The following is an 18,181-nucleotide window of genomic DNA, read 5'->3' on the forward strand; positions in this document are numbered from 1 at the left end:
AACTCCTTAAACCGCAACCAGGCGTACGCTAACGCCTTCGCCGACGCCCAGGGCCTCGGCGGCCGCCAAACTCAGGGTGACCGGCTTACCCGGCACCCAATCAAGATCCACCACGATGGCGCGGAAATCCTGCAGCTGGCCGTTACTCACCAGATACGGCCGCCCGCCTTTGACCGGCTCACCGATACGCAGCGGCACCACACGGCTCTGGGCAATCGAGCGGATGCCCGAGGTACGTGCATGCAAGGTTGGGCCGCCGTCAAAGATGTCGATGTAGTGGTCGGTTTCAAAGCCTTCACGCATCAGGATGTCGAAGCTGATCTGCGCCCGCGGATGCACCTGACCCATGGCCTCTTGCGCCTCATCGGGCAGCAGCGGCACATAAATCGGGTAATGCGGCATCAGCTCGGCGAGGAAGGTGCGGCTCTTCAGACCACACAGGCGCTCGGCCTCGGTGTAGTTCATGTCGAAGAAGTTGCGCCCCACCGCATCCCAGAATGGCGAATCACCGGCCTCGTCGCTGTAACCGACGATTTCCACCACCAGCGCATCGGCAAAACGCTCCGGATGGTTGGCGAGAAACAGCAGGCGACCGCGCGAGTTGAGTTCCGACCAGGCAGTGTTCACCAGCGACCGCTCGACGTAGAAGCTGGTCAGCAGGCTGTTGCCGGTGAGGTCGTGGCACAGCGAGAGCACGTGGATCTTGTTATGGATCTTCAGCTCGCGGGAGTTGTGCACGAAGGTTTCGTTACGGAAGCTGTAGAACGGCTCCGAATAGCCAGCCGAGGCGACGATGCCGGAACAACCGACCAGGCGGCCGCTCTCGCTGTCTTCGAGGACGAAGAAGTAGCTTTCTTCACCGTTAAAGCTGACCTCGGCGGAAAACGAAGCTTCCGATGCGGCGATTTTTTCGCGCAGACGATCGCTGTCGTCCGGCAGTGAAGTCACACCAACCGGGCTGTCCGCGGCGAGACGCTGCACTTCAGTGAGGTCGGCCATTTGCGCGGGGCGCATCACCAGCATGGTGTCACTCCTTTTGATAAAAGCTCCAAGCTGCCCAAACCGGGCGGCCTAGAGAAAACCGCAACAAACGCTGCGGCACACACAGAGACGGGCTTCCTTGCTGTTTGCTCAATCCATCCGTGGGTCGAGCGGGCACAGCCTGGTCCACCGCACTCGCGGCGGACCAGACCGGCAATCAGGCTTGAGCCAGCTTGGCCACGGCACGCTCGAAACGCGCCAGACCGTCATCGATATCGGCGTCTTCCACCACCAGGCTCGGGGCGAAACGCACCACGTCCGGGCTGGCCTGCAGCACCATCACGCCCTCTACCGCAGCGGCGTCGAGAATCGCCTTGGCCTTGCCTTTCCAGGCATCGGACAGCACCGCACCGATCAGCAGGCCGAGGCCGCGTATTTCGCTGAACACGCCGTACTGCTGGCCGATCTGCTCCAGCTTGGCTTTGAAACGCTGATGCTTGGCTTTAACGCCAGCCAGCACTTCAGGGGTGTTGATGATGTCAACCACCGCCTCACCCACCGCACAGGCCAGCGGGTTGCCGCCGTAGGTGGTGCCATGGGTGCCGATCGCCAGGTGCTTGGCCAGCTCGCTGGTGGTGAGCATCGCGCCAATCGGGAAACCGCCGCCCAGGCTCTTGGCGCTGGAGAGGATGTCCGGGGTCACGCCGTAGTGCATATAGGCAAACAATTCGCCGCAGCGGCCCATGCCGCTCTGCACTTCGTCGAACACCAGCAGCGCGTTGTGCTTATCGCACAACTCGCGGGCCGCTTGCAGGTAAGCCAGGTCAGCCGGCAGCACGCCGCCCTCACCTTGAATCGGCTCCAGCACCACGGCACAGGTCTTGTCCGATACTGCGGCCTTCAGCGCTTCAATGTCGTTATAAGGGATGTGGCTGATGCCCTGGATCTTCGGGCCGAAACCGTCGGAATACTTCGGCTGACCGCCGACGCTGACGGTAAACAGAGTGCGACCGTGGAAACTATTGGTCGCACCGATGATTTCGTACTTTTCCGGACCAAACCGGTCGTGGGCTACACGCCGGGCCAGCTTGAAGGCAGCCTCATTGGCTTCGGCGCCCGAGTTACAGAAGAACACGCGCTCAGCGAACGTGGCGTCGATTAGCTTCTTGGCCAGGCGCAGGGCCGGCTCGTTGGTGAACACGTTGGATACGTGCCAGAGGTTGCCAGCCTGCTCGGTCAGCGCCTTAACCAGCGCCGGATGGGCGTGGCCCAGCACGTTGACGGCAATGCCGCCGGCAAAGTCGATCAGCTCGCGACCGCTTTGATCCCACACGCGCGAACCGGCGCCACGTACTGGAATAAAGGCAGCGGGTGCGTAGTTGGGCACCATCACCTGGTCGAAATCGGCGCGCTGTACCGGGTCGTGCTGAACGGACATCTGAGCTCTCCTAACGAGGAACACCTGCATTCAATAGCAGGCGATGTGAAGGATTGTAGGGACTGATCCGGGGCCGGCATTGCCGCCATGCGACAACTTCTTATAGCGCCAACCCGAGGAAAACCGCAGCTTTCGCAAATGCGACAGAAAGCATCGGGAAGGCGCAGTTTAAATGCAGCCACCCGCCTTGGCGCGGTTTTCTCGGCCACGCGGAAAAGGAATTTGGCCGCACAGGCAGCCGGGATCAAACAAGAGGTAATGGCCTGGCTAGGCAGTTACCGGAATCACCGCCGGCACTGGCGGGCTGTCCAGACAGAGAAATTCGATAAGGCGGGCTTTCTGGGCCATGGCGTCCTGATAACCCAGTTCGATCAACTCATTGCAGTAACCCGGCTCGAACAGCAGGTAACTCAGCACACCGGCGCCGCTGGCCTTGGTTGCCCCAGGGCCACGTAGAAACAGACGCAGCGCCTTGGGCAGTTCATGACGATGGCGCGCGGCGATCAGGTCCAACGGCTGACTGGGGGATATCACCAGCACATCCACTGGCTTGAGGCCCAGGCCACGCGGGTGATTTTCGGCGGGAATCAGTCGGCCCATCTGGTTAAGCCGCTCAAGCAGCTCGATATCGCTTTCCAGGCTGTCAATAAAGGTGCTGTTAAGCATATGCCCACTGATCTGCGCCAGACTCGGAGGCCGGCTCTGCTGCGGGCGCACCACCGGCACCTGGGCCTGCGGTCCGGCCGCCGGATTGCCGCTGACGCCAACCACCAACACCCGCGTCGCACCCAGGTGTAAGGCTGGGCTGATCGGAGCGGACTGGCGCACCGCGCCATCACCGAAGTATTCACGGTTGATCTTTACCGGCGGAAAAATCAGCGGGATCGAAGCGCTGGCCAGCAGGTGCTCCAGTGCCAGCCGCGTTGGCACGCCGACGCGGCGATGACGAAACCAGGGATCAATGGTGGCGCGGCCTTGATAGAAGGTCACCGCCTGGCCGGTTTCATATCCGAAAGCGGTCACTGCCACGGCGCGCAGCTGGCGGTGACGCACGGCGGCGGCAATTCCGCTGAAATCCAACTCCCGCCCAAGCAGATCGGCCAACGGCGAGCTGTCGAGCAGCGCCACCGGTGCCTGACCACCTAATCCGAGCAAGCTGTGGCCGATAAAACGGCTGGCTTGGCGCAATACGCCTGGCCAATCGCTGCGGTACACCTGATGGGTATGAAAGCCCTGCCAAACACTGGTCAGCCGGCGTACGGCCTCAGTGAAGTGCAATGCACCGCAGGCCAGGCCCACTGCATTGATGGCCCCCGCCGAAGTGCCGACGATCACCGGAAAAGGATTGTGCGCAGCATTGGGCAGCAGGTCGGCAATCGCCGCCAGCACCCCCACCTGATAGGCCGCCCGTGCGCCGCCACCGGAGAGAATCAGCCCGGTGACAGGCTGACTGGTTGGAGCGGTGTACGGCATAGGCTGCTTCCTGTTGTTTTTCAGCCAGTATAGGAGCCTGCCAGGCGCACACGGAACCATCAGGCGCCAAGAAAACCAACTTCAACCGAACAACCCGCCAATTGGATGGCGGCTCTAATCAGAAACTAACGCTTCTTCTTATATAGCTTCGGCTCGCCTTGCGGCCGCGTCTTGAAGCGGCGGTGCGCCCACAGGTACTGCTCAGGGCAGACACTGATGGCTTGCTCAATCCACTGATTGACCCGCAGGCAGTCGGCCTCTTCGCTCTCAGTGGGGAAATCTGCCAGTGGCGGATGGATCACCAAGCGATAACCCTGGCCATCGGGCAAGCGCTGCTGGGTAAAGGGAATAACCTGAGCGCGGCCCATGCGGGCGAACTTGCTGGTAGCAGTGACGGTGGCCGCCTGGGTACCGAACAAGGGTACGAACACACTGCGCTGCGCGCCGTAGTCCTGATCCGGCGCATACCAGACCACACCACCGGCCCTCAGCAGCTTGAGCATGCCACGCACATCATCACGGCCAATCACCCCGAGCAGGCGCTGCTCGCGACCGCGACGTTGCACGTAGTCGAACAACGGATTCTTGTGTGGGCGGTACATGCCGTACATGTTCTGGGCCATACCAAGCAGGCCGCCGCCCATTTCCAGGGTGGTGAAATGCAGCGCCATAAGGATCACGCCCTGGCCGTCGGCCTCGGCCTGGCGCAGATGCTCCAACCCTTCGATGGTACCCAGGCGACGCAGACGCTCTGCGGGCCACCACCAGGCAATGGCCATCTCAAAGAAGGTAATCCCGGTGGAGGCGAAATTCTCTTTAAGCAGCGCCTTGCGCTCGGCCCTCGGCATCTGTGGAAAACACAGTTTCAGATTGCGCGCGGCAATCCTGCGCCGTGAACTGGCCAGGCGATACATCACGCTGCCCAGGCAGCGTCCCAGCCACAACAAGACCTTATAAGGCAGCTGGGCAATCAGCCACAGCAGGCCCAGGCCCAGCCATAACAGCCAGAAACGTGGATGCAGAAAATAAGCGCGAAATACAGGGCGATCCATAAAACAGGTCCGAGGCACGCAATAAAGCGCGGCATTCTATCAGGAGTTTGTTCGCCGCCCGGTTTCACAGTGCGCAGCTTGCGAGCGCGCGGCGTTCTCGCTATAAGTCCGGGCTACTTCTATAAAGCCGCTATAAGGCCGCCCCAGGCAGACCATGAGCCAAGCCGATCTCCTCGAGCAAGACCCTGTATTCCAGCTTAAAGGCAGCATGCTGGCCATCACCGTGATGGAGCTGGCGCACAACGACCTCGCCCGCCTCGACCAACAGCTCAGCGAAAAAGTCGCCCAGGCCCCAGCCTTCTTCAGCAATACCCCGCTGGTACTGGCTCTGGACAAGCTTCCGGAAGGCGAAGGCATGCTCGATCTGGCCGAGCTGATGGCGGTCTGCCGCAAGCACGGCCTGCGCACTCTGGCGATCCGCGCCAACCGCGAAGCCGATATCAGCGCGGCTGAAGCGTTGGATTTGCCTGTATTGCCGCCTTCCGGCGCCCGTGAGCGCGCCATCGACCTGGCCCCAGCGAAGCCGGAAAAACCCGCCGAACCCGAACTCAAACCGAGCAAGATCATCACCAGCCCAGTGCGCGGCGGCCAGCAGGTGTATGCCCAGGGCGGCGACCTGATCGTCCTGGCCCCGGTCAGTGCCGGTGCGGAACTTCTCGCCGATGGCAACATCCATGTTTACGCACCGATGCGCGGCCGGGCACTGGCGGGCATCAAGGGCAATCTCAAGGCACGGATTTTCTGCCAGCAGATGGGCGCGGAACTGCTCTCCATCGCCGGCCATTACAAGGTGGCCGAAGACTTGCGCCGTGACCCGCTCTGGGGCGAAGCGGTGCATGTCAGCCTGTCGGGTGACGTGTTGAACATCACCCGCCTTTAACGGATACTGCCGCCACTTTTCAAGGACACAGACAGGGCACCCGGAAGCCTGAAATAGGCCATGGAAACCTGCGTATTTTCTATATTTTGGGGTGAATCACCTTGGCCAAGATCCTCGTTGTTACGTCCGGCAAAGGTGGCGTTGGTAAAACCACCACCAGCGCTGCCATCGGTACCGGCCTCGCCCTGCGCGGGCACAAGACTGTCATCGTCGACTTCGACGTCGGCCTGCGTAACCTTGACCTGATCATGGGCTGTGAACGCCGCGTGGTGTATGACTTCGTCAACGTGGTCAACGGCGAAGCGACCCTCTCGCAAGCCCTGATCAAAGACAAGCGCCTGGAAAATCTCTACGTGCTGGCTGCCAGCCAGACACGTGACAAAGACGCGCTGACCCAGGAAGGCGTCGAAAAAATCATCAACGAGCTGCGCGAAACCTTCGAATACGTGGTCTGCGACTCGCCGGCCGGTATCGAAAAAGGCGCGCATCTGGCCATGTACTTCGCCGATGAAGCGATTGTCGTGACCAACCCGGAAGTGTCCTCGGTACGTGACTCGGACCGCATGCTTGGCCTGCTGGCAAGCAAATCGCGCCGCGCCGAGAAAGGCGAAGAGCCGATCAAGGAACACCTGCTGCTAACCCGCTATAACCCTGAGCGTGTGATTAAAGGCGAAATGCTCGGCGTGGAAGACGTCGAGGAAATCCTCGCCATCCGCTTGCTCGGCGTCATTCCTGAGTCGCAAGCCGTACTCAAGGCCTCGAACCAGGGCGTGCCGGTGATTCTCGATGACCAGAGCGATGCGGGCCAAGCCTACAGTGATGCAGTTGACCGCCTGCTGGGCAAGGAAGTGGCGCACCGCTTCCTCGACGTGAAAAAGCAAGGCTTCATGCAACGCCTGTTTGGAGGTCGTGAATGAATATTTTTGACTTCTTTCGTGAACGCAAGAAAGAAACTACGGCGTCCATTGCGAAAGAGCGTCTGCAAATCATCGTCGCCCACGAGCGCGGTCAGCGCAGCCAGCCGGACTACCTGCCGGCCCTGCAGCAAGAACTGGTCGAGGTGATCCGCAAGTACGTGAATATCGATTCAGACCAAGTACAGGTTGCACTGGAAAACCAGGGCAGCTGTTCCATTCTGGAACTCAACATCACGCTTCCCGACCGTTGATTTGATTGGTTGAGAGCATGCAACGGCGGCCCAGGCCGCCGTTTCTATTTGTGGAAAGCCCATGCCGCTGTCGAATGTCGAAATTCTCCACCAGGACGCCGCCCTGCTGGTGATCAACAAGCCCACCCTGCTGCTCTCGGTGCCCGGCCGCGCCGAGGACAACCGCGATTGCCTGGTGACTCGCCTGCAGGAAAACGGCTACCCGGAAGCGCGCATCGTCCATCGCCTGGACTGGGAAACCTCGGGGATTATCGTCTTGGCCCGCGACGCCGACAGCCACCGCGAGCTGTCCCGCCAGTTCCATGACCGCGAGACCGAGAAGGCCTACACCGCGCTGTGCTGGGGCCAACCCGAGCTGGATAGTGGCAGCATCGATTTGCCGCTGCGCTACGATCCGCCGACCAAGCCGCGTCACGTTGTCGATCACGAGCAAGGCAAACACGCCCTGACCTACTGGAAAATCCTGGAACGTCACACCGAACATTGCCGCGTTGAGTTGACGCCCATCACCGGCCGCTCGCACCAGCTGCGTGTGCATATGCTATCGATCGGCCACCCGCTGCTCGGTGACGGCCTGTATGCCCACGAGCAAGCCCTGACCGCTTACCCGCGCCTGTGCCTGCACGCCAGCATGCTTAGCCTGACTCACCCACAAACGGGCGAGCGGATGCGCTTCGAGTGTCCGGCACCGTTCTAAAGCTGACACAAACTGTAGGGTGGATGACGCTGTTTTCATCCACCATTACCGTTGGTGGATGGGTAATGCGCCATCCACCCTACGAGGCTGAACTCACTCCGTAGCCCGGATTGCACCCAGGCTGCTTTCAGCCCTGCTTGCGCGGCCAGATCAGACTAAAACACGCCCCACCCAGCTCTTCACTACGGCTGATCTGTGCGCGGCCGCCGTGCCAGTAGGTAATCCGCCGCACGATGGACAGGCCCAGGCCATGCCCGCCCGAGGCGCGGGTGCGGCTGTCGTCCAGCCTTAGGAACGGCGTAAAGATGCGCTCCCAGGCCTCTTCCGGCACGCCGGGGCCATCATCTTCGATATCCAGGCGGCAACGCTGCTGACCCACCTGATAGCTCACCCGCACCCGTGATTCGGCATGGCGCATGGCGTTGCTTACCAGGTTCTGCAGAGCGCGGTGCAGGTAACGCAGCTCGGCTTCAACACAGGCGCCGCCACCATCCAGAGCGTCACGTGAGGGGCCGTGTTCAACTCGCACACTGGCGCGCAGTGGTGCAAGTTCGGTGATCACCTGATCAATTAGCTCGCCCAGGTCGACCTGCTGGAAGTTCAGTGCCGGCGCGCCCTGCTCCAGACGCGCGTAGGTGAGCATTTCGTCGACCAGCTTGTCGAGGTCCTGAATATCGCTGTCCATGCCCTCCATATATTTGCGCCGCGCCGCATCGGTTTCCGCGTCGCCGATCATTTCCAGGCCGAAACGCAGCCGCGCCACCGGCGTGCGCAGCTCATGGGACACTGCACGGACCATCTCACGCTGAATGCTCAGCGAGCGCTGCAAGTGCTCAGCCATTGCGTTGAAGGCGGCGGCCAAACGCCCGACCGAGTCGCTACCACGGGTCGGCACACGGGCATCCAGGCGGCCACTGGCAATGTGCGTGGCGGCACCTTCCAGATCGCTCAGGCGCTGTTCCAGCGGCCGCACCAGCAGATAAACCATCAGCCCAATCAGGCTCAGCCCAAGTGCGCCGATCAGCACCAGCCACTGCGCAGGGTACGGATCCATCTGATACAACGGGCCGATCTCCAGCACCCAGGGCGTATTGACGATGCCGGAGAACACATGAATGCTGTCGCCGCCACGGCCCAGCGCCATCACCGTGTCGCCTTCGTCCACACGGCGGCGCTGATCGGGGTCGAGGTCGGCCTGATCGAGACGCACCAGGCGCAGGTCGAAACCGAACTGTTTGTCCTTTTTCAGCCCTGCCAGCCGGCGCGGCTGCTCATCCCAGGGGTAACGCACCAGTTCATCGATCAGCAGAAAACTGGTGGCGCGGGCCAGCTGCTCGCTGACCTGCTGCACATCGGCAATCAGCAGCAACGGCTGCCCATCCAGCTGACTGATGATGCGCGCCTCGTGCGGGCCGGTCTGCTGCACCAGCACCTGACCGCGACGCAGGCTGTTGCGCGCGCCGCTGTCCAGCCCGGCGCTTTCCAGCGGTTCAACGCGCAGCGTAATACCGAGCAAACGCCCCCACACCGTGACCGCGCGACGCCGCTCGATATCCACCATCGGTGAGAGGTTATCGGCCATCAGGCGGAAGGTGCCTTGGGCCAGGCGCTCACGGTATTGATCGACCCGCACTTCGTTGAGCAGTTGCAGCGCACCGACGCCGAGCAGCGCCACGAGCACCAGCACAGCGAGCATGCCGCCATAGATGCGCAGGAAGATCGAGTTCATGGCCGCGAATTCATATAAGCGCTTCAGCCGCTTCGGCGACAAACAGATAACCCTTGCTGCGCACGGTCTTGATTAGCCGTGGGTGCATCGGGTCGTCGCCGATTTTCGGGCGGATGCGCGAAATGCGCACGTCGATGGAACGGTCCTGGCCGTCGTATTCGATGCCGCGCAGGGCGTTGAAGATTTCCTCACGCGAGAGAATCCGCCCCGCATTGGAGGTCAGCAGCCACAATAGGTCGAACTCGGCGCTGGTCAGCTCGATGCCCTGCTCGCCCAGCCAGGCCTCACGCATGGCGCTATCGATCACCAGCGGGCCGAACTGCAGACGCCGGCGCTCACTAGGCGCCTGCGCCTCGCTGCCTTCATGGCGACGCAACAATGCACGAATACGCGCCAGCAGCACGCGTGGGCGCACCGGCTTGCATACATAGTCGTCCGCGCCCATTTCCAGGCCCAGCACCTGGTCCATGTCATCGGTACGTGCGGTGAGCATCAGGATCGGCCCCTCATATTGCCCGCGCACCTTGCGGCAGATCGACAAACCGTCTTCGCCCGGCAACATCAGGTCGAGAATCACCAAGTCGGGCTGCTCCTGCAAAATCCGCGCGGCGGCCTGCGCGCCGTCCATCTCGATGGACACATTGAGGCCATTGCTCTGCAGGTACTCACGGGTCAACTCGGCCAGGCGCTGGTCGTCTTCGACAATAAGAATGTGCCACGACTGCTGCTCCACGACGGACTCCTGACAACACGGAAACGGCCGGCATTGTATCAATGCCCCAGGCACTGCATAGCGCATGCCATATTTCTGTAAAAACACTAGATGTAGTATTGGCCTATGAGATAGGCCACCTCTGGGCGAACCATGGAAAAAGCCCGCTCAACACCGACGAACGGTACACCCCAGCAAGCACGCGGGCTTGCCGCCAATCGCGCCGTTTAACCCACAATTCACCCACAACTTATCCACAGGTTGTTCTTGCTCTATCGCCTTGCAATACCCCAGATAGCGCATTATCTTGTATGCCAATCGCGCGACACCCACCACATGTTGGGTTTAGCCTGGCAACCGGACACAAAAAGAATGACTCGCACACGGCCTGATCCCAGCCCGTCACCGGACGCCTGAAAGACCTTTGCAATGCGTCTGCTCTACCGCAGCAGGCCACACTTCAGCGCAGCGCCCGGCGCGCCTGAGGATGGATAAAGCGCCAACCGCACACGCGGTTGCACCACTAGATGTAGTAGTTGAGGTGCAAAAATACCTTGACGTAGGACTCTTGAGCCAGGAGGGCGCTTTAGTTGTACCTCCCTGCCCAATTTGCAAGTCCCCATGTGTTCGGCCTCTGGCTGCGCCCATGGCATTGATGAAATGGAATGAACGAGCGTTGTTCGCAGTGATCGACAGTTAAAGCGTCCATCTAACAAATACAGAACATGGAGATATTCATGCACACCGACACCTCCCGCGAGAACCCGCAGGCCAATGCGCCGCAGGCCACCGATGACAACCAGAGCCTGAGCGCCACCGCGCCCGGTCAACTGCGCGTGATCAAACGTAACGGCACCGTGGTGCCCTACACCGATGACAAGATCACTGTTGCCATCACCAAGGCCTTTCTCGCTGTTGAAGGCGGCACTGCAGCCGCCTCGTCGCGTATCCATGAAACCGTTGCGCGCCTGACCGAGCAGGTCACCGCGACGTTCAAGCGCCGCATGCCATCCGGCGGCACCATCCACATCGAAGAAATCCAGGACCAGGTTGAACTGGCCCTGATGCGTTCCGGCGAGCAGAAAGTTGCCCGCGACTACGTGATCTACCGCGAATCGCGCAGCCAGGCGCGCAAGACCGACGCCGCCACCGAAGTCGCTCAGCCGCACCCAAGCATTCGCGTCACCCACCTCGACGGTACGGTTGCGCCGCTGGACATGGGTCGCCTCAACACCATCGTTACCGAAGCCTGCGAAGGCCTGGCGGAAGTCGACGGCGCGCTGATCCAGAAAGAAACCCTGAAGAACCTCTATGACGGCGTAGCGCAAAGCGACGTCAGCACCGCCCTGGTGATGACCGCGCGTACCCTGGTCGAGCGTGAGCCGAACTACAGCTACGTCACCGCGCGCCTGCTGATGGACAACATCCGCGCCGAAGGCCTGGGCTTCCTCGGTGTGGCTACCAGCGCCACCCACCACGAGATGAGCGAGCTGTACGCACAGGCGCTGCCGGCTTACATCAGCAAGGGTATCGAGTACGAATTGCTCAACCCGATCCTGGCCACCTTCGACCTGGAAAAACTCGGCAAGGCGATCAACCACGAGCGCGATCAGCAGTTCACCTACCTGGGCCTGCAGACCCTCTACGACCGCTACTTCATCCACAAGGACGGCACCCGCTTCGAACTGCCACAGGTGTTCTTTATGCGCGTGGCCATGGGCCTGGCGATTGAAGAGAAGCAGAAAGAAGACCGCGCCATCGAGTTCTACAACCTGTTGTCGTCCTTCGACTACATGGCCTCGACGCCAACCCTGTTCAACGCCGGCACCCTACGTCCGCAGCTGTCGTCGTGCTACCTGACCACCGTGCCGGACGACCTGTCGGGCATCTACAACGCCATCCACGACAACGCCATGCTGTCCAAGTTTGCCGGCGGTCTGGGCAACGACTGGACGCCAGTACGTGCCCTGGGCGCCTACATCAAAGGCACCAACGGCAAGTCGCAAGGGGTTGTGCCGTTCCTCAAAGTGGTCAACGACACCGCAGTAGCAGTTAACCAGGGCGGCAAGCGCAAGGGCGCGGTCTGCGCCTACCTGGAAACCTGGCACATGGACATTGAAGAGTTCATCGAGCTGCGCAAGAACACCGGTGACGACCGTCGCCGCACCCACGACATGAACACCGCCAACTGGATCCCTGATCTGTTTATGAAGCGCGTGTTCGACGACGGCCAGTGGACCCTGTTCAGCCCGTCCGAAGTGCCAGACCTGCACGACCTGACCGGCAAAGCCTTCGAAGAGCGCTACGAGTACTACGAAGCCCTGACCCAGTACGGCGGCAAGATCAAGCTGTTCAAGACCATCCAGGCCAAAGACCTGTGGCGCAAGATGCTCTCCATGCTGTTCGAAACCGGCCACCCATGGCTGACCTTCAAAGACCCGTGCAACCTGCGCAGCCCGCAGCAGCACGTGGGCGTGGTCCACAGCTCGAACCTGTGCACCGAGATCACCCTGAACACCAACGCCGACGAAATTGCCGTGTGCAACCTGGGCTCGGTCAACCTGCCGAACCACATCGTCGACGGCAAGCTGGACACCGCCAAGCTGCAGAAGACCATCAAGGTCGCTGTGCGCATGCTCGATAACGTTATCGACATCAACTACTACAGCGTGCCGCAGGCGAAGAACTCCAACTTCAAGCACCGTCCAGTCGGCCTCGGCATCATGGGCTTCCAGGATGCCCTGTACCTGCAGCACATCCCGTACGGCTCCGACGCCGCCGTGGAATTTGCCGACAAGTCGATGGAAGCTGTCAGCTACTACGCCATCCAGGCCTCCTGTGACCTGGCCGACGAGCGCGGCAGCTACTCCACCTTCGAAGGCTCGCTGTGGAGCAAGGGCATCCTGCCGCTGGATTCGCAGCAGATCCTGATCGAAGCGCGTGGCCAGAAGTACATCGACGTCGACCTGACCGAGTCCCTGGACTGGGCCCCGGTACGTGCCCGTGTGCAGAAAGGCATCCGCAACTCGAACATCATGGCCATCGCACCGACCGCGACCATCGCCAACATCACCGGCGTATCGCAGTCGATCGAACCGACCTACCAGAACCTCTACGTGAAATCGAACCTCTCGGGCGAATTCACCGTGATCAACCCGTACCTGGTTCGCGACCTCAAAGCCCGCGGCCTGTGGGACTCGGTGATGATCAACGACCTCAAGTACTACGACGGTTCCGTGCAGCAGATCGAGCGCATCCCGCAAGAACTCAAAGACCTCTACGCCACCGCGTTTGAAGTCGACACCAAGTGGATCGTTGACGCTGCCAGCCGTCGCCAGAAGTGGATCGACCAGGCGCAGTCGCTGAACCTGTACATCGCCGGCGCTTCGGGCAAGAAGCTCGATGTGACCTACCGCATGGCTTGGTACCGTGGCCTGAAAACCACCTACTACCTCCGTGCCCTGGCCGCGACCAGCACCGAGAAGTCCACCATCAGCACCAGCAAGTTGAATGCGGTGTCCAGTGGTGGCAACGATGGCCTGAGCGCAGCACCGGCCAAGGCCCCGGAAGTGGAAATGAGCGCAGGTCCAGCTCCAGTTCCAAAGGCTTGCGCGATCGACGAACCAGACTGCGAAGCGTGCCAATAAGCGCGCGGATCTGAGCGGCGCGCGCGTTGTTGCCCGGTAGGTCGGCCCCCATCACATACAGTCGTATGCTAAGGGGTTCCAACCTACCAGGCGCCTAGCGCTCACTCGCTCAGCTACGCGCTCGAATGTCGAGCAAAGAGCACAAGCGACACACCGTTTTATCCCCTCGCCCCTTCGGGGAGAGGGCTAGGGAGAGGGGCAAAAGCAACACCGCCCTCCCCACTTATTACCTGCCCCTGCCCTTACCGGCGTGGGCCTCGGGGCAACACCGGCCACTAGAGCCACCCCGACCAGCGGTACCCGTTTTGCCCTTGCGCGCTGTACGCAACGGAACACAATAAAGACTGTATATCCACACAGGTCGGTTATTTCACCGGCCCGCAAGCAGGAGCCAAGCCATGCTGAGCTGGGATGAATTTGACAAGGAAGACGGCGCCGAAGCCGTTGTAACCAACAAAGCCACTGCCCACATGGCAGACATGAGCATCGACAAACTTGATCAGGTTGGCGGCGCTGCAGCCGTTGAAGCCCGCGCCGTGGCCAGCGATGACAGCGACGCCGTCGCCCGCGCTAAAGCCTCGCTCGACCAACTCGACATCGCCGAAGGTCTGGCCGAGCTGGAAGGCACCGCCGCACGCGTAGCCGTCGACGAAAAACGCATGATCAACTGCCGCGCCGACCTCAACCAGCTCGTACCCTTCAAGTACGACTGGGCCTGGCAGAAGTATCTGGATGGTTGCGCCAACCACTGGATGCCGCAGGAAGTAAACATGAACGCGGACATCGCGTTGTGGAAAACCCCGGACGGCCTGACCGACGACGAGCGCCGCATCGTCATGCGCAACCTCGGCTTCTTCTCCACTGCCGACAGCCTGGTTGCCAACAACCTGGCCCTGGCCGTGTACCGCCTGATCACCAACCCGGAGTGCCGCCAGTACATCCTGCGCCAGACCTTCGAAGAGGCGATCCACACCCACGCCTACCAGTACTGCATCGAATCGCTGGGCATGGATGAAGGCGCGATCTTCAACATGTACCACGAGATTCCATCGGTCGCGAAGAAAGCCAGCTGGGGCCTTAAATACACCCGCTCGATCTCCGACCCGACCTTCAACACCGGCACGGTTGAGACCGACAAAGAACTGCTGCGCAACCTGATCGCCTACTACTGCGTACTGGAAGGCATCTTCTTCTACTGCGGCTTTACCCAGATTCTCTCCATGGGTCGCCGCAACAAGATGACCGGCGTGGCCGAGCAGTTCCAGTACATCCTGCGTGACGAGTCCATGCACCTGAACTTCGGCATCGACGTGATCAACCAGATCAAGATCGAAAACCCGCACCTGTGGGATGCCCAGCTCAAAGACGAAGCCACTCAGATGATTCTGCAGGGCACTCAGCTGGAAATCGAATACGCACGCGACACCATGCCGCGCGGCGTACTGGGCATGAACGCCGCGATGATGGAGGACTACCTCAAATTTATCGCCAACCGTCGTCTGACCCAGATTGGTTTGAAGGAAGAGTACCCAGGTACCTCTAACCCGTTCCCATGGATGAGCGAAATCATGGACTTGAAGAAAGAGAAGAACTTCTTCGAGACGCGGGTTATTGAGTATCAGACTGGTGGGGCGTTGAGCTGGGATTGATTTCTCACTAACCACTTAGTTAGCGCTTTACCTGGAATTGAAGTTCGGGGCAGCGACAAAGACGAAAAGCCCCGCCTAGTGCGGGGCTTTTCATTTCTGTCACAACACAATTTACAAGAGAGACTTATGGAAGATTCGAAAATAAAAATAACAAGGAACTTAAAAATCGGGGCTTTAGATGCAGAAGCCGACACAGAGCTACTTAAAAAATGCTTCGTTGACAACGGCCACCTCAATCTTTTGACGTCTATCGACAGCCCAACTTCAATAATACTTGGAAGAACCGGCTCAGGAAAAAGTGCCCTCATATATAAGATAGAGGAACTAGCCCCTAAGAGCATAAGGCTAGACCCAAACGACATATCACTCAGATTTCTCGAAAACTCAGATATTATTCAATTTTTTGAAGAGCTCGGAATAAACCTAGATCTATTCTATAGATTGCTTTGGAGACACGTATTAACAGTCGAGCTTCTAAAGCTCAGATACGACATAAAAACCGAGGTAGATAGTCGCGGCTTTTTAGACGGTATTCTAACAGCATTTAGCAGAGACGCGGCAAAGAAAAAAGCCATCGAATACTTCAATGAGTGGAGTGATAAATTCTGGCTTGATACAAGTGAGCATTTAAAAGAAATAACAAACAAACTCGAGAGAGACACCAAAGCGACAATCGGATCAAAATATCACGGACTAGATTTATCCTTAGAGGGCGCAAAAAGGCTTTCCGAAGAAACAAGACTAGAAATCAAACAGAGAGCAAGCCAAGTTGTTAACGGCTTACAAATAAAGAAGCTCAATGAAATGCTGGAGCTTCTTGCCGAGCATTCATTTACAGACCCTCAGAAAAAATTCTTCATCCTAATTGATCAACTTGACGAGGACTGGGCAAGTACAGACACGCGATGCCACTTCATTCGAGCACTAATTGAAGAAATAAAAACCTTTCGCAAGATAAGGCAAGTGAAAATTATTGCAGCATTGCGCAAAGACTTACTGGAACTTGTTTTTGACAAAACAAGAGACTCTGGCTTCCAAGAAGAAAAATACGAATCATATTTACTGGATATCAAATGGTCCCCCGAAGACCTAGAAAAATTAATAGAACTCAGAACAAATGAAGTATTCAAAAGCCAATACACAAAAGAAAAAATTACATTCGATCATATATTTCCAAAACCACGAAAAGGCGGCGGACAAACATCCCTAGATTTTATAATTGAACGATCATTAAGAAGGCCGCGAGACATTCTTCAATTTATTAACGAGTGCTTCTCAATAGCCTATGACAGAGAGCGCGTTTCTTGGCGAGCGCTTCTAGCGGCAGAAGCACAGTACTCAACCAAACGATTAAAATCATTAAAGGAAGAATGGGGTGATGTGTACCCTTCATTCGAAGATACTGTGGAAGTTTTACGAGGAGTCAAGTCAACATTTACAAGGTCGTTAATAAAAGACACAAAACTTGAAGAATCAATGATGTCGCTGTATGAGTACAAGAACAATGATCCATGCACAATTGCCTCTAAAAAATACTATGACAGCAAAGGCATCAAGGAGTCCGATGTTTTAGCAACAATGTTCTCCTGCCTATACAAAGTTGGTGCACTTGGAGTAAAAGCAGGAGCAACCGAAACCTTCATATGGTCCTATATCGATCAGTCGTCTATTTCAAGAGGAGAAATACGAAGAGCCGAACATATGAAAGTTCATAAAATGCTACATCGCGCACTAGACATAATTGCTGACAAGCATGAAGTCTTTGAGATTGAAAATTTGGATTAATGTTCACCCTACAAATAGATTCATTCTTCTGTTACTGATTTCGCCCTTACGGCGAGTCACTTTCTCTTTGCGCGCGCAAAGAGAAGGTAACCAAAGAGAAAGCGCGCCCGGCATCCGGGTTTCGCTGCGCTCAACTCCGGCGCTGTTCCGAGCGTCGTCACGGTGGGCCATCCCTGGCCCATCGTTCCTCGTTTGGCATCCATGCCAAACGCCCCTCTCCACAGCACCTCCGCTCGGCCTCCTGACGGGATTCGGGGACCGCGTTGTTTGGGTGGTTTGTGGAAGGCAGAGCGAAGAGCGAGTAGCCCGGACAACCGCCGCAACGGTGGATGAAAAGAGCGTCATCCACCCTACGGATCACCGATATTCCGGCGTAGGGTGGACAACGCGAAGCTTGTCCACCGTGATAAACAAACCATTAACAAAAACCAACACCGCATGAGGCTTTTGTTTTTCAATCCGCGACCTCACAGACGACGCCAAACGCCCCATCAGCAGGCCGAGCGGAATCGTTACGTAAGGGGTTGAGCGGCATGGATGCCGTGAGAGCCGCGATGGGCCAGGGATGGCCCTTCGCGGCGGGCCCCTGGAGCAATGATGGAACGAGGGAAGTCGAGCGCAGCGAGACCCGAATGCAAGGGGCAAGACCTTTTGCTTACTTTTGGCGGGGCCGGCCATCCGGGCGTTTGCCAAAAGTGAGCCGCCGTAAGGGCGGAACCGCTCGACCAGACAACTTATAAGCGGCGTCTGTACACAGAGCCCAAGCGTGACGAGCCATGCCCATGGCTAACACTCAGTTCGAAACCTGCTCCAAGAAAATGAGCTTCAATGGCTCACTGAGCAAATCATCAGCAAGTAGCCCGGACAACCACCGCAACGGTGGATGAAAAGAGCGTCATCCACCCTACGGATCACCGGCATACCGGGTGTAGGGTGGACAACGCGAAGCTTGTCCACAATGGTTCAAACA

13 protein-coding genes are annotated in these 18,181 nt (G+C 58.6%); 7 read left to right on the forward strand and 6 right to left on the reverse strand.

What is annotated here, in order from left to right:
• Positions 1-6: 6 nt before the first annotated feature.
• The 4 genes from aruF to AACY25_RS17940 form a co-directional block, all read right to left on the reverse strand.
• The gene (aruF, locus tag AACY25_RS17925) at positions 7-1,023 is read right to left on the reverse strand and encodes an arginine/ornithine succinyltransferase subunit alpha (protein ID WP_339412322.1); all 1,017 of its coding nucleotides are present in this window, start codon (positions 1,021-1,023) and stop codon (positions 7-9) included.
• 175 nt (positions 1,024-1,198) lie between these two features.
• Positions 1,199-2,419 (reverse strand): aspartate aminotransferase family protein, encoded by a 1,221-nt coding sequence (locus AACY25_RS17930; RefSeq protein WP_339526398.1) that lies wholly within the window; start codon positions 2,417-2,419, stop codon positions 1,199-1,201.
• A gap of 267 nt (positions 2,420-2,686) precedes the next feature.
• A complete protein-coding gene (locus tag AACY25_RS17935; RefSeq protein WP_339412325.1) occupies positions 2,687-3,892 on the reverse strand; it encodes a patatin-like phospholipase family protein in 1,206 nt (401 codons plus the stop codon).
• A gap of 125 nt (positions 3,893-4,017) precedes the next feature.
• On the reverse strand, positions 4,018-4,944 hold the full coding sequence (locus AACY25_RS17940; RefSeq protein WP_339526400.1) for a lipid A biosynthesis lauroyl acyltransferase: 927 nt from the start codon (positions 4,942-4,944) through the stop codon (positions 4,018-4,020).
• Positions 4,945-5,098: 154 nt separating this feature from the next.
• On the opposite strand from AACY25_RS17940, the gene minC reads away from it, so the two are divergent.
• The 4 genes from minC to AACY25_RS17960 all read left to right on the forward strand — a co-directional run bounded on the left by minC (position 5,099) and on the right by AACY25_RS17960 (position 7,689).
• Entirely contained in the window at positions 5,099-5,824 is a 726-nt protein-coding gene (gene minC, locus AACY25_RS17945) for a septum site-determining protein MinC (RefSeq protein WP_339526402.1), read from the forward strand.
• A 101-nt stretch (positions 5,825-5,925) separates the two neighbouring features.
• A complete protein-coding gene (gene minD, locus AACY25_RS17950) occupies positions 5,926-6,741 on the forward strand; it encodes a septum site-determining protein MinD (RefSeq protein ID WP_339526404.1) in 816 nt (271 codons plus the stop codon).
• A complete protein-coding gene (minE, locus tag AACY25_RS17955) occupies positions 6,738-6,992 on the forward strand; it encodes a cell division topological specificity factor MinE (protein WP_025165363.1) in 255 nt (84 codons plus the stop codon). Before minD ends, minE begins: the two co-directional genes overlap by 4 nt.
• Positions 6,993-7,053: 61 nt before the next feature.
• Positions 7,054-7,689, forward strand: a complete 636-nt coding sequence (locus AACY25_RS17960) for an RluA family pseudouridine synthase (RefSeq protein ID WP_339526406.1) — start codon at positions 7,054-7,056, stop codon at positions 7,687-7,689.
• A 127-nt stretch (positions 7,690-7,816) separates the two neighbouring features.
• On the opposite strand, the gene AACY25_RS17965 is transcribed toward AACY25_RS17960, so the two are convergent.
• Together AACY25_RS17965 and AACY25_RS17970 are read right to left on the reverse strand one after the other, a co-directional pair.
• The gene (locus AACY25_RS17965; RefSeq protein WP_339526408.1) at positions 7,817-9,418 is read right to left on the reverse strand and encodes an ATP-binding protein; all 1,602 of its coding nucleotides are present in this window, start codon (positions 9,416-9,418) and stop codon (positions 7,817-7,819) included.
• A 10-nt stretch (positions 9,419-9,428) separates the two neighbouring features.
• Positions 9,429-10,151, reverse strand: coding sequence for a response regulator (locus AACY25_RS17970; RefSeq protein ID WP_339526410.1), 723 nt, complete (start codon positions 10,149-10,151; stop codon positions 9,429-9,431).
• A gap of 716 nt (positions 10,152-10,867) precedes the next feature.
• Here AACY25_RS17970 and AACY25_RS17975 point away from each other — a divergent pair.
• From AACY25_RS17975 to AACY25_RS17985, 3 genes are all read left to right on the forward strand, one after another.
• Positions 10,868-13,777 (forward strand): ribonucleoside-diphosphate reductase subunit alpha, encoded by a 2,910-nt coding sequence (locus AACY25_RS17975; RefSeq protein WP_339526412.1) that lies wholly within the window; start codon positions 10,868-10,870, stop codon positions 13,775-13,777.
• 398 nt (positions 13,778-14,175) lie between these two features.
• Positions 14,176-15,426, forward strand: coding sequence for a ribonucleotide-diphosphate reductase subunit beta (locus tag AACY25_RS17980; RefSeq protein ID WP_339412336.1), 1,251 nt, complete (start codon positions 14,176-14,178; stop codon positions 15,424-15,426).
• Positions 15,427-15,552: 126 nt separating this feature from the next.
• The gene (locus AACY25_RS17985) at positions 15,553-17,211 is read left to right on the forward strand and encodes a P-loop ATPase, Sll1717 family (RefSeq protein WP_339526414.1); all 1,659 of its coding nucleotides are present in this window, start codon (positions 15,553-15,555) and stop codon (positions 17,209-17,211) included.
• Positions 17,212-18,181 lie beyond the last annotated feature (970 nt).

The sequence above is a fragment of the Pseudomonas sp. EA_35y_Pfl2_R111 genome, assembly GCF_963970955.1.
Lineage (GTDB): Bacteria > Pseudomonadota > Gammaproteobacteria > Pseudomonadales > Pseudomonadaceae > Aquipseudomonas.